This window comes from Opitutia bacterium ISCC 52, from assembly GCA_014529675.2.
Taxonomy (GTDB): domain Bacteria; phylum Verrucomicrobiota; class Verrucomicrobiia; order Opitutales; family UBA2995; genus UBA2995.
Genome location: CP076040.1, coordinates 873,839 through 885,791, shown reverse-complemented (window position 1 = coordinate 885,791; position 11,953 = coordinate 873,839). Strand labels below are relative to the sequence as shown.

General features: G+C 49.1%; 11 protein-coding genes. All 11 read right to left on the bottom strand.

Annotated features, from left to right (window positions below):
* Positions 1–47: 47 nt before the first annotated feature.
* The 11 genes from GA003_03870 to GA003_03820 all read right to left on the bottom strand — a co-directional run bounded on the left by GA003_03870 (position 48) and on the right by GA003_03820 (position 11,938).
* The gene (locus tag GA003_03870; protein QXD29123.1) at positions 48–1,304 is read right to left on the bottom strand and encodes an AMP-binding protein; all 1,257 of its coding nucleotides are present in this window, start codon (positions 1,302–1,304) and stop codon (positions 48–50) included.
* A 6-nt stretch (positions 1,305–1,310) separates the two neighbouring features.
* A complete protein-coding gene (locus GA003_03865) occupies positions 1,311–1,862 on the bottom strand; it encodes a hypothetical protein (GenBank protein QXD29122.1) in 552 nt (183 codons plus the stop codon).
* A gap of 168 nt (positions 1,863–2,030) precedes the next feature.
* A complete protein-coding gene (locus GA003_03860) occupies positions 2,031–2,639 on the bottom strand; it encodes a pyridoxamine 5'-phosphate oxidase family protein (protein QXD29121.1) in 609 nt (202 codons plus the stop codon).
* Between the two features lie 53 nt (positions 2,640–2,692).
* The gene (locus GA003_03855; protein QXD29120.1) at positions 2,693–3,979 is read right to left on the bottom strand and encodes a DUF1080 domain-containing protein; all 1,287 of its coding nucleotides are present in this window, start codon (positions 3,977–3,979) and stop codon (positions 2,693–2,695) included.
* A gap of 4 nt (positions 3,980–3,983) precedes the next feature.
* Positions 3,984–5,291: a Gfo/Idh/MocA family oxidoreductase gene (locus GA003_03850; GenBank protein QXD29119.1), complete on the bottom strand. Its 1,308-nt coding sequence runs from the start codon at positions 5,289–5,291 to the stop codon at positions 3,984–3,986.
* 409 nt (positions 5,292–5,700) lie between these two features.
* Positions 5,701–6,135 carry an acyl-CoA thioesterase gene (locus GA003_03845; GenBank protein QXD29118.1) on the bottom strand — a complete coding sequence of 145 codons (435 nt, stop codon included), beginning with the start codon at positions 6,133–6,135 and terminating at the stop codon, positions 5,701–5,703.
* A 7-nt stretch (positions 6,136–6,142) separates the two neighbouring features.
* Entirely contained in the window at positions 6,143–7,441 is a 1,299-nt protein-coding gene (locus GA003_03840) for a glycosyltransferase family 4 protein (GenBank protein QXD29117.1), read from the bottom strand.
* Positions 7,442–7,475: 34 nt separating this feature from the next.
* Positions 7,476–8,750 (bottom strand): tryptophan 7-halogenase, encoded by a 1,275-nt coding sequence (locus tag GA003_03835; GenBank protein ID QXD29116.1) that lies wholly within the window; start codon positions 8,748–8,750, stop codon positions 7,476–7,478.
* A 25-nt stretch (positions 8,751–8,775) separates the two neighbouring features.
* Positions 8,776–9,333 carry a hypothetical protein gene (locus GA003_03830; protein ID QXD29115.1) on the bottom strand — a complete coding sequence of 186 codons (558 nt, stop codon included), beginning with the start codon at positions 9,331–9,333 and terminating at the stop codon, positions 8,776–8,778.
* 38 nt (positions 9,334–9,371) lie between these two features.
* Positions 9,372–10,706: a coproporphyrinogen III oxidase family protein gene (locus GA003_03825; GenBank protein ID QXD29114.1), complete on the bottom strand. Its 1,335-nt coding sequence runs from the start codon at positions 10,704–10,706 to the stop codon at positions 9,372–9,374.
* Positions 10,707–10,747: 41 nt separating this feature from the next.
* Positions 10,748–11,938: a PQQ-binding-like beta-propeller repeat protein gene (locus GA003_03820; protein ID QXD29113.1), complete on the bottom strand. Its 1,191-nt coding sequence runs from the start codon at positions 11,936–11,938 to the stop codon at positions 10,748–10,750.
* Positions 11,939–11,953: the final 15 nt, after the last annotated feature.

Here is an 11,953-nt window from a genome sequence, read left to right as displayed (position 1 = left end):
TTAATTTTTTAAAGAAACACGGCTAATTACCTTAAATTTGAGAATAATTATGTTTGGATATTCCACCGCTTGGCCTTCATCTCAAAAGTCGGCAACGACCCCGTTGGAACAACCGTAAGATCAAATCGCATGTGAAAGGCCGTGCGAATCTGCTTGTTGAGCTCCTTCAAGACCGCTTCCTGATTGCCTTCGATTTCCAAACGGACACCAATTTGTGCCAAGGGGGTTCTCTTATCGATGTCGACCTGGTATTCTCTGATTCCCGAAACGGATCGGAGCACAGAGTCGACCGCGCTGGGATATAAATTAACTCCCCGAACGACTAGCATGTCGTCTGATCGGCCGAGAATGCCTCCTTCCATGGCAAATTGCTCCTTGGGTCGATCTGGAACGGCAATCGGTTTGACCAAGTCCCTGGTTCGGTAACGAATCAATGGGCAGGCATAACGACCAAGTGTCGTCAAAATCAACTCTCCTGTTTCCCCTTCTTTCACAGGTTCGTCCGTTTCTGGATCCAGCACTTCACAATAAAAATGATCGTGGACCAGATGAACAATACCTGGTTCACCCAATTCGCCATGCGAAACAGGGCCCACTTCGGTCATACCATGGTGATCGAGTAATTGGGCTGTCTTCCAGCCACTTTCAATACGTGCACGAATCTCAGGAATACTTCCACCCGGTTCTCCACCAACGATAATGCATTTCACACCCGCTTCGGCTAAATCATAGCCCTGTTCTTCTGCTACGTCTACCAGCCGGAGCGCATAGGTCGGCGTGCAACACAGGTAGGTCGGTTTCTGTGTTAAAATAAACCGAAGGCGATCGACACTGCTCATGCCACCAGCCGGAATTGAACGAATACCCAGTTGGGTCGCTGAATCAAAAGCCGCCCAGAATCCAATAAAGGGTCCGAAAGAAAACGCAAACAGAGCGGAATCCCCTGCCTTGGCTTCTGCCGCGCGCCAGGTATATTTCCAACTTTCCAAAACCCACTGCCAGCTTTCGGGATCGTCCAACCAGATCAAGGGCTTCCCACTGGTGCCGCTTGTCTGGTGATAGCGCGTGTATTGAGCAGAAGGGTACGTGAGGAATGATCCGAAAGGCGGGTTAGCAGCCTGATCTTCAGAAAGCTCCGACTTCAACGTAAAGGGCATCTTCGAGCTAAAGTGCTCGAGCGAGCGAAAGCCGTCCAAGGCGTCGGCTTCTTCTAGCTTCTTTCGATAAAACTGATTGGAAGCGGCTATCGCCTCCACCAACTGGTTAATCTGATCCAGGCGATGTTGTTCAGGAGACTCGCTCACTTTACTCTAATCAGAATCAGCAGATGCGACTTGTGTGACGGGCGCGGCGGCAACCTTGGGAGCTGGGTTTGGCTTAAACTTAACAACCATATACGCCCCACAGGCAGCCATTAAAATTCCGGCAACAAACTGCCAGGGAACCGCAGTGACCCCACCCTTTGGAGGATGCATAGCGATGGCAACCGTGGCATTCACAATAGGGGCACCAGCGAAGATAATGGACATGACCGCGGCAGGTGATCCTTTGGCACCAAAGGCCAACAAAACGGCAAAGGCGCCCACAGCACCGAGAATACCGGCTATCAAAGAAATCCAAAAGCCTTTGGAGGTAAAAGTCAGGTCGCCACCGTTTAGCTTCAACACGAGAAACGGAGCAATGACCGCCACAATAAAGTAGGCGATACCAACGACTAAAAATGCTTTGTAACGACCCATTTCCGGATCGCCCATAGCAATTTGACCACTGTGCAGGAAGATTCCGTAGAGTCCCCAGGAGAACACGGTGATAAGTGCAAAATAGAACCAATTCATAAAACGAAGGTTGAAGGCTATTCCCATAAGATCAAAGGGAAAATCTACCAGAAACCAGTCCTTCAGTTCAGAGGCCTAACAAGTTCTTCGCCTTACACTGATACCATCGACAGTTTGAACCGAGCTTGGCAAATTGACGCCTTCTCAACCCAACCAACCGTTGCTGAAACGTTCGTAGTTTCAGAATCAGAGCAGTCATGACGGCATCTCCTCGGATGGATCCCGTAAGGTATTAAGCAACTCTGGATTCTGCGGCAGCACGTAGTTCACAAATTCGTCCGCGGTAAATCGCTGAGTGATATATTTGGGACAATTCCAATCGTAGGCCTGTATTTTCAAAAGGAAGATACTGACCACCTGATTTTCCATACCTTCAGGCACTAACTGATCCAGGTAGTCCCCTGCCTCTTCATTTGGAAGATAAGTCGCTTCCACCCAGATCTTGACGCGTTGTTTGGTCGGGTAATCAATCAGGAAGAGCATGGCCTTTCCGTTGTCGGATATATTTCCCGTGCTGATGTATTGCCGATTTCCTTTAAAATCTGCAAAGCCCAGAGTGTCATAAGAAAGCACTTTAAGAAACCCTTTGGGACCACCCCGGTGTTGCATATAGGGCCAACCATTCTCTCCGACCGTCGACATAAAATAATCGACCCGGGATTCGATGAACGGCTTCTCTTGCGCGTTCAGGATGTAACGATCGCCGGATTGCTCCATTTGCTCGTAGTTCTTACGTGATCCCAAATTCTCTTGGATCTTCTTAACTGTCGGCGTGAAAGCAAGTTGAGTGAAGTTCTTGTTCATTGCGGGATTCTTTTCCCGCTTAGTCGAACCCCCTAAGAAATACTTACAACTGGCTACAGCTCCTTAACCGACAAAGCTCGAAACTGGAAATAGTGCTCACTCCCATGACCGGCAAAGCCGAGGTGCCCTTTCTTGAGCAATTTACCGGGGTGTGCTTTGTCTGCCATATACTCAGTCACATCGGCCAGGTCGCCATCGAGAATCACGGTGCCGTTCAGCTCCACTTTGATGTGAGAACCTTTGACGGTGACTTCTTGGTAATTCCATTCGCCGTAGGGACGAAAGTAGCCGCGATGAGCTGCGATCATTCCGTAGGCACTACCGTGAGCCTGGCGCGGATCTATCTTTGCATAGCGTTTGTCGTCGTGATCAAGGATTTGAAGTTCAGTCATGCCATCATAGGCAGGATTTCCCTCACCCGGATAACGAATCGAAAGTCCATTGTTGCCTTCTGGTTCCATCGTAAATTCGAAACGAAAGGTAAAGTCCCCATACTCCTTGGTCGTGTAGAAATGGCCACCATCTCGCCAGTGAATCGTATCACCCTTGACCTCCTTGCCACTGGTATCTCCAGACCATCCATCGAGTGTCCCATTTTTAACCAAGGAGTAAAAGCCAGCCTTCTTCTCTCCTGCCCTCAATAGTTTGTTCGATTCCATATCGCCGATCTCACGCACAAAGAGGTTCCGCCATCGAATTTCTCCACCGTGAGTCTGTAAGTGAATCGGACCCCTGGCAGGCAACGGTTTTTCTTTGTCGTAGTAGCCGTGCATGATGGCGTTATCGACCACCAGCTTACCATTCAGCCACACCCAGGTCCGGCTTCCCAATTGACGGATCTTTACTTGGTTCCACTCCCCAAAAGGTTTGTCGGCATGGACCAAGGGGTTCTGGCCTGGAGCTCCTTTCGGATTGTTAAAGAGGCCACCTGAACCTTTATCCGCATCGCGATCCCATTTACCACCCTCTTTAGTGGTGTCCCAAATCTGAACCTGAGGTGAGCCTCGCAGGTAGATGCCACTATCCGCCTTGGCGACCGTCTTATATTCCAGCAAGAGTTCTATGTCACCATAGGCTTTATCGGTCGTCGCATAAGGACCATGCCCATCATTGACCAACTCTCCATTTTCCACCGTCCAGTGTTTGTGAAAGTCCACCTGAGACGCCTCGGTGGCAACCATACGGTTCTCAGCCTTTCGGGTTTGATGAGGATTGTCACCATGCCATCCACCCAGGTTACGTCCATTAAACAGGGCTTCGAACCCTTCAGGAAGATCAACCGCGCAAAGAGTTGAAGTGGCAAACAGGGATCCAGCTAAAAGAAGTATTCTATTAATCATCTAATTAAAACACACGGTATTCACGATCTACATACTGATTCGCTTTCGCGAGATTTGTGATCTTCATCGCCTTGGCGTTCCATTTTAAAGTTTTCTCAGGATACTTGCTGGCGACCACACCGAGTTGGAGCGTTTCAGTGAGCGGACCTCCATAAGTAAATGGGGAACGAGTTTTGCCATTTCCTAAGCAGGCATCCACCCATTCGCCGTGGTGATCAATGGGATCGAGCTGTGGTTTCGGAACACTGCGAATCAATTCCTGTGGATAAGTGCGCGGCCCACTCATGTGAGGCATCATCAAATTTCCCTTCTCACCCATGTAAACACATCCCTGGCTGGGCATGGTGTAATTTTCCGGAAGTTCAAATTCTGGAATTACCGGCGGTGCATAATCGCCATCATACCAGGTCCATTTCAATTGCTTGGTGGTGTATTGGGTGGATCCAAATACATACTCGACTCGATTACTGGCGGGGTGAGCGAAACTATTGGGGGCTCTGCAGGTTGCTTTTGCAGATACTGGATCCGTTAACTTGATTGCCCGATACGGGGTATCAAAAATATGTACGCCCATGTCACCGAGTGTACCCGTTCCGAAATCAAGGAGCTTTCTCCACTGGCCAGGATGATAGTAGGAACTGAGAAAGCGTCTTTCATCAGCAACTCCCAACCATAGGTTCCAATCCAAGCCCTCAGGAATCGGATTTTCTCCAAGAGGAATAGCTGCTTCGTCGCGGCCCCATTTCTTATTCGACCACACATGCACCTCGCTCACTTTTCCGATCAGCCCGGAGCGAATGTACTCTACGGTCATGCGTTGCCCAATGCTGGAGCTCACCTGAATACCCAACTGGGTTACCAGTCCCTTTTCTTCGGAAACTTCCCGGAGTCGGCGATTTTCAACCACATTGTGGGCCAAAGGCTTTTCACAGTAAACATGCTTCCCTCTCTCCATCGCAGCCATAGAGACGGGCGAATGCATGTGATCGGGTGTGGCAACCAAAACCGCATCGATATCTGAATCCAGCTTATCGAACATCTCCCGGTAGTCGGTAAACTTCTTCGCATCCGGTGCCAGCTCTGATGCGCTGTCTAAATAGTTAGAATCCACATCACAGAGGCCCACCATCTCGATGTTAGGCAGGCGGAGTAACGATTCGAGATTGCCTCGTCCACGATTCCAGACGCCTACCTGGGCAATCTGGAGCTTGGAGTTTGGCGAAGCCGCCCAGACACCGCTCGGAAGTATGGAAATGCCAGCAAAGGCAGAGGATGCTTTAATAAAGTTTCTACGGGATAACTTAGTATTCATAGGATCTTAAGCTAAGATATATTAAAAATCCACCGTAGAAGCAAAGCCACAGGCTGTCCAACTTTTCATTTAAAGAACTGTAGGAGCGGCTTTACGCCGCGATACTCGTAAGAAGTGGTATTTAACAGGAGGCAACGAAGGAAACAAAGAGAGAAAAATCGAATCTTCGTTCTCTTTGTTAGCTTCTGTTCAAAAGATCGTCCATGGAAAAAGTTCCTCAGAGGTTGAGTTTTGAGTAGCGCAATTCCATGTAGGAGAGGAGCTTGCTCCCGAATCGATTAGCCCTCGTTATATTAAATCGGGAGCAAGCTCCTCTCCTACAGTTAAGCTAGGAATACCCTAGATTATAATGAAAATCGCAAAAGCTACCACGCTTCGCATATTTATGTACAAGGCTATGGCGTACAGCCTACAGACCGGCTAGTAACGCTCGCAATTCGTCCGAAATCGAGGCTTTCTGCATACGTCCTGAATTGGAGTCGAGTGCCACATGGATAATCGTCACTTGGCCGGAAGCGACCAGCGCCTCAGACTCCGAATTAAAAATATGAAAGGCGTAGCGGATCGTCGTATTTCTGACTTCAGCAATATTAAGCCGAATATCCAGAAGATCCTCGAAGCGAGCGGGCTTAAAGAAATCGCAGGAAATATTCAATCGAGGCCAACCATGTTGTCCTTCGTCTGACGAGATGTGGACACTGCGACCCAGATGCCGCCAAAAGGCATGTTCAGCGGACTCAACATAGCGCAGAAAGTTAGCAAAATGAACAATACCAGCCAAGTCTGTATCCGAAAACTCAACACGGCGTTGATGTGAGAATTGAAAGGAGTCCGGGATATCCATCAGTGAATCAGTCGGTGGGTTGGTAAGCTCGGGTGAGCTGGAGAAATTGTTTACTCATTTTGGGCGACGAAAAATGTTCTTCCACTTTCTGACGCCCTTGTTTTCGCATCGTTTCCAAGCGCTCAGGATCCTTCAACAAGGAATCCCAGGCTTCCGCAAAATCCTTCGGATTATTTTGAGGAATACAGGTGCCTCCACCGGTTGATTCCATGATCTCAGGAAAGGATGCCATTTCGGGTTGCACAACTGGGACCCCGCAAGCAATGGCTTCGAGCACATACAATCCAAAGGCTTCTGGATAAGTGACGGGAACTGAAAACAATGAAAGTGACTGCAAGAAAGATATCTTTTCCTCCCGAGAAAGATTCGGAAGCCAATCAACATCCTCATCCAATCCTTCCTTATGGATTCGAGCCTTCAGTTCCTTGACTAAGGGCAAGTCGCCCGCCGTCATTGCACCGGCGATTCTTAAGCGCACACCCTCTCGCCCGATCGTTTTTCGCAGACGAATAAACCCATCCACCAGAACCTCTAATCCTTTTTCGCGACACATGCGCGCGAGGTATCCAATCGTCGGATACTCTGGGGACTGCGCAGCGAGCTCATAGCCTTCCATCTTAATGCCGTTATGCATCACCTCAATCGTACTTTCTGAAAGCCCAAGACGTTCTTCCATATAACGAGAGTAGAACCGACTCGGAGACACCAACATATCGGCTGATGCCAGTCGCTCCCCCATTCGTTTCCAGCAATCACTACGGTAAGGTTCAGGAAGTCCGTCGAGAAAGGAGTCTTCTCCTTGGAAAAAGAGAATGATCGGTACGTTCAGTCGTTTCTTGATCTCATCGGCCAAGCCAGCCTGGAGGGCAGTTGATAAGCAAACCACCTCCGGTTTTCCGATTTCTTCCAGCCATACCAGGAGTTTCTCGAATTCCTTGCGGAATCCACTTTCTTCAATCTCCAGCATCTCAAGGCACATCTTTCCATGCTCCCGCGCCGAGGTCATATGGCTATGGCGGGCAGCCCAACGCAAAAGCCCTGTTCGATTCAACAAACGATCGATAAAGGCGGGGGTTTTCCGAAACAAAGCCAGCTTCTGCTGCAGATACATATTGATCCCCCCAAAGAAGATCGGGGTCTCTTTCAGGCTTTCCAGCGGCTCTTCATCAAGCATGAGAGGCAAATACATGGGAAGGATCGCCACATCTTCACCTGCCTTATGCAGCTCAATAGCTAAGGCATTGTCTCGCATGCAGGCACCGCAGTAGTAGCTTCCGGTACCGGGTGTCAGAAAAGTAAGTTTCACGGGTAGAATAAGATGAGATTACCCGCGAAAGAACTCACGGGGCGGTAGGCTTTAAATTTGCCCGACCATGAGATAAAGGTTCGGGCAATTTTGCAAAATCTTTCATCGCCTCCAGTAAATCTCCGTAATCGCGGTCAACCAGATCACCAATTAAGCAATCGGTTAGTGCGCCTCGCAGATGCATATTGGCTTTGATCAGGTCGGCAAAACTAAATCTCTCATCGTAGAAAGCATATACCACCTGACGCATAACCTCAATGGATGAGCAAAGCGTGTCTCCATAAGCTTCGTAGTCGGTAGCCATGATGGGGCCGTCTTTCTTCAAGGCGATGTCGGTAGCGTCGGCAGCCAGCTCAGCCGATTTGAGTGCGAGAAATACCCCGGATGAAAAGACAGGATCCAAAAACGCAAAGGCATCACCAATCAGCACACAGCCATCGGTCGCACAATGCTCCCCACGGTAGGAGTATTCACCCGTCACCCAATACTCACCAAATTGCTCTCCTGAGGCCAGGTGATCTTCGATCCATGGGTTGTTTTTGATCTCGCGCTCGTAAATTTCTTTTGGGTCACGTGTATCTCGATATAGGTAATCCCGCTCAGCAACAATGCCGGAGCTCACAATATCGTCGGCCATAGGAATATTCCAGAACCAGCCCTTACCATCCAGGTAAGCAACGGTGGTGGAACCCTCGTCCAGGCCTGGATCCCGTTTGGCACCTTTGAATAATGTCCAGATGGCAATCTTGTTCAGCTCTGGATCACGCTTTCGCGAACTGGTCTTTCTCAAATACAAGGCGTCTCGCCCCGAACCATCCAGTACCACTCGAGCATTAAACTCTAACGCCTCTCCTCCTTTAGACTCAGCTTTCACGCCTACAATCGCGCCAGAGTCGTCCTTGATGAACTCGGTCACTGCTGTTTCTTCAAGTACGGTGGCTCTCTTTTCGCGAGCATTGTCCAGGAGCATCAGGTCGAAATCGGCTCGTTTGACCTGCCAGGTAGTCGACGAAGGGTGGTCGTAATGCTGAAAGAAATAAAAGGGTGTAGAAACCTTACCGTTTCGGCCCACAAACTGGACGCTATGCTTTTCCGTCCAGGCCATCTCCTTGATTTTATCCACTACCCCCAGTCGTTCGAAGGTAAAATAGCAGAAGGGCATCAGCGACTCTCCCACATGGTAGCGTGGAAATTTATCCTTCTCCAGAATGAGTACATCCCAGCCCTTCTCGGCTAATAAGGCTCCGGCAGTCGACCCAGCTGGACCGCCTCCGACGATGACGGCGTCATATTTCTTTTGGTAAGTCATTTTGAGAAATGGTTATTGGGGAAAATTAAATGTCGTTCTCCTCTGGCAGGATTTTCATGATCCAAGCAAGAGTCTGTCCATTGGATTTGGAAGGCTGGTTAAACCTTCCATAAAAGGTATGTCCTTCCAAATCTTTGAAAGGAGTAAATGCCAAATATTCAGCAGAGATGGCAAAAAAGCAAACCGGAGCGCTCTGAAATTCGACATTGAACTTATGCAAAAGTCCTCCAAAGGGTTCTTGGTCGGCCTCAATCTCTTCACGATGCTCCTGATCGAAGCTGTCCAAAACTATCGCAATAACGCCGTACTCGACGACCGTATCCGCTTTTTTAGTCCGAAGAAATACTTCGCGAAGGTATACATCGCCACGCTCGATACTCTGAATCTTATCGATATAAATATCACTCTCGTAAAAGCGGGCCAGTGTTGAAGTCATGTCCTCATCATGAAACATCAGCTGCTTGGCAGGCTCGGGTAATTCCTCCCCTGGCAAAATTCTGAAGGAAGCAGCCGGAATGGAGCAGTCTTCAACGATATACCGGCGCAAAGATTCCGGCATGCCATTCACAATCACTTCTTCCATAGGGGTGGGGTGATTTAAGCTAGGGAAATAGAGAATACTTAAACGATTTTGCTCGTCCGATGCTGTTGCAGAAAGAAGTCGTGCAGGAGATTGTCTACACAGAGAAGGCCATCACGATTGAGTAGTACTTCTCCATTTTGAACTTCAAGGAGTCCTTCTTCGGTCAGGCCGGCCAGTTGCTCTGCAAATCGCTCTTCCATATTAATTCCAAATTTTTCAGTGAAGTAACCCAACTTTACATGACCCAATTTCATTTGAAGGATGAACTCACGGATCATGCGCTCTTCTTTTGATGTGCGGAAAGCTCGCTTAATCGGTAGCTCGCCTGCTTCTACTTTTTCAAGATAAGGATCAATCTCGGTGGTGTTCTGGTAGTGGACACCAGCCGCGTGAGAGAACGATGCAACACCCAGGCCAAGTAGGTCTGCCCCACTCCACAATTCATCACGATAAATAAACTTGGTGCGGTCTGGATCTTTCACAGCCGTGTAACCACTGGAAATGGTATAACCGGCACTTTCCAACGCAGCAAAGGCTTCCTTCACCCAGCGACGTTTGGTTTCCCAGTCAGCAACCGGAGCCACCAGCTGACCGGTGTTTTTCATCTCCTTATAGATGGCCGTGTTGTAAGGTATCTCCATCTGGTAGATGGTCACACTATCCGGCATCAGCTTGATCGTTTCTTCGATGTTGAATTGCCAGTTCTCTTCCGTCTCTTCGAGCATACCCGCAATCAAATCGATATTGAGCTGATCAAAATTCAATTCCCGTGCACGCTCGTAGGCTTTGTATACCTCCGGTGCGCGGTGGGCACGTCCGTTGATCTCCAAAAGGTGATCATTAAAGTTCTCAATCCCCAGACTCAGGCGAGTGACACCGACATCTTTGATCGCAGCCAGCTTCCTCTCGTTCAAGGTGCCTGGTTCACCTTCGAAAGCGACTTCCTCGGCTTCGTCCCATGGGAGTATGGCCTTCATTTGGTCAGTCAGACTATGTAGCTGTTTGGAAGAAAGATAGGAAGGAGTACCACCTCCGAAATAAATGAAATGCGGTTTGCGTCCCTGGAAAAGCGGGCGTTCAGCCATGGCTTTCATTTCAACCATGGTGCCGTCCAAATAATTCTGGATCTGGTTAGCATTCTTGTCGGTGTAAACACGGAAGTAACAAAAGTGACAACGCTTCCGACAAAATGGGATGTGGTGATAGACACCTAGCTTGGCATTCGGATCCGGCTCGGAGTTCAGGGCAATCTCCACCTCTACGGCCTGGTCTTCGGACCAGAAAGAAAAAGGAGGATAATTAGAAATAAAGTAATTACCGGCGCGCGTTGAATTTTTGGCGCTCTGTGGTTTGTCGAAAGGGTTGGTATCCATAATTAAAATTGCTTAGGGTTGGGTAATGAAACCGCTGAAAGTCAGGACTCTTTTAAGGCAAAGACGGTTCCATCTTCACCTCCGATGATGAGCGCGCCGTATCCGTAGGCCGGACTGGCAATGAACCCTTCACCGAGGTCGAGCCTCCAGATTTCCTCTCCACTGTCGAGATTTAAGGCATAGAGGCGACCGTCCCCTGACCCAAAAATGAGTCCATCATCAAAGATGATAGGAGCACTCTCTATCCGGGCTCCCGTTCTAAATTTCCAGGCAGCTTCGCCGCTTTCCTGGTTGACAGCGTGCAGATGCTTATCATTGGAGCCGATAAACAGCATGTCATCGCTCACACCGGGAGCATTGTTGAAAGGCAAGTTTCGGTCCTCATAGACCCAGGCAATCATCCCGAGGTCCACATCGAATGCCACCACTTGATTTGCGTAGTTTCCCGAGTAAGCCATGTGCTTATAAGTCGCGATGGAACTCACAATCTGCGAATCATTCGGGATCTTATGAACCAGACTACCGTCTGCTAAACCGATGACATGCAATTGCGCATCACAGCCACCAAATACCACCCACTGGTTGTCTACGACCGCAGGCGAACCATTTATGTAGTCTTCCGTTTCGTAAGACCAGATCAGCGAACCATCTTCCGTGCTCAAACAACGGGTGGTGCCATCATAGCCATTCATCAATACCCACTGTCCTTCCCCTTCAGGGTTATCTACCACCACAGGTGCTGCACTGATCTTGTCGTCTGCTCCGAACTTCCATACTTCTTCACCTGTCTCCAGACTCAAGGCATAGAGTTGCCCATCGTTTGAAGGTAGAAAAACCAGATCTCCACTAATTGCCGGAGCCGCTGTGACAGCGTCCTCGGTTTCGAACTTCCAAAGCTCTTCTCCCGTTTCCAAATCGAGTTTAAAAAACAATCCATCCTCGGTACCGACAAAAACATGTCCGCCCAGAATCGCCGCTTCGGCTGAGATCATTTGTCCTGCAGAAAACGTCCATGCGATTTCCATCTTTCCAGGCAGAGCGGCTGGAATTTGTCCCGAAAGATGAGGTCCCCCACGAGTCATCGACCAGGAAGTTTGAGGAACAGGAGGCGCGGCTTCCTCAACCACGGTTTCCTCTATAGTCGTCTCAGATGACTTGGAACAAGCAGCTGTCCAAAGAATCGCTGCGACAAGCGAAAGACTGATAACATATTTGGAAAGATGAACCTTCATCAGCTCGTCCTCTAC

Bases quoted from the DNA above. Each gene is read 5' to 3' on its own strand.
- GA003_03825 (QXD29114.1), bottom strand. From the start codon at position 10,706: ATGGATACCAACCCTTTCGACAAACCACAGAGCGCCAAAAATTCAACG.
- GA003_03855 (QXD29120.1), bottom strand. From the start codon at position 3,979: ATGATTAATAGAATACTTCTTTTAGCTGGATCCCTGTTTGCCACTTCA.
- GA003_03835 (QXD29116.1), bottom strand. From the start codon at position 8,750: ATGACTTACCAAAAGAAATATGACGCCGTCATCGTCGGAGGCGGTCCA.
- GA003_03845 (QXD29118.1), bottom strand. From the start codon at position 6,135: ATGGATATCCCGGACTCCTTTCAATTCTCACATCAACGCCGTGTTGAG.
- GA003_03820 (QXD29113.1), bottom strand. From the start codon at position 11,938: ATGAAGGTTCATCTTTCCAAATATGTTATCAGTCTTTCGCTTGTCGCA.
- GA003_03865 (QXD29122.1), bottom strand. From the start codon at position 1,862: ATGGGAATAGCCTTCAACCTTCGTTTTATGAATTGGTTCTATTTTGCA.
- GA003_03860 (QXD29121.1), bottom strand. From the start codon at position 2,639: ATGAACAAGAACTTCACTCAACTTGCTTTCACGCCGACAGTTAAGAAG.
- GA003_03850 (QXD29119.1), bottom strand. From the start codon at position 5,291: ATGAATACTAAGTTATCCCGTAGAAACTTTATTAAAGCATCCTCTGCC.
- GA003_03830 (QXD29115.1), bottom strand. From the start codon at position 9,333: ATGGAAGAAGTGATTGTGAATGGCATGCCGGAATCTTTGCGCCGGTAT.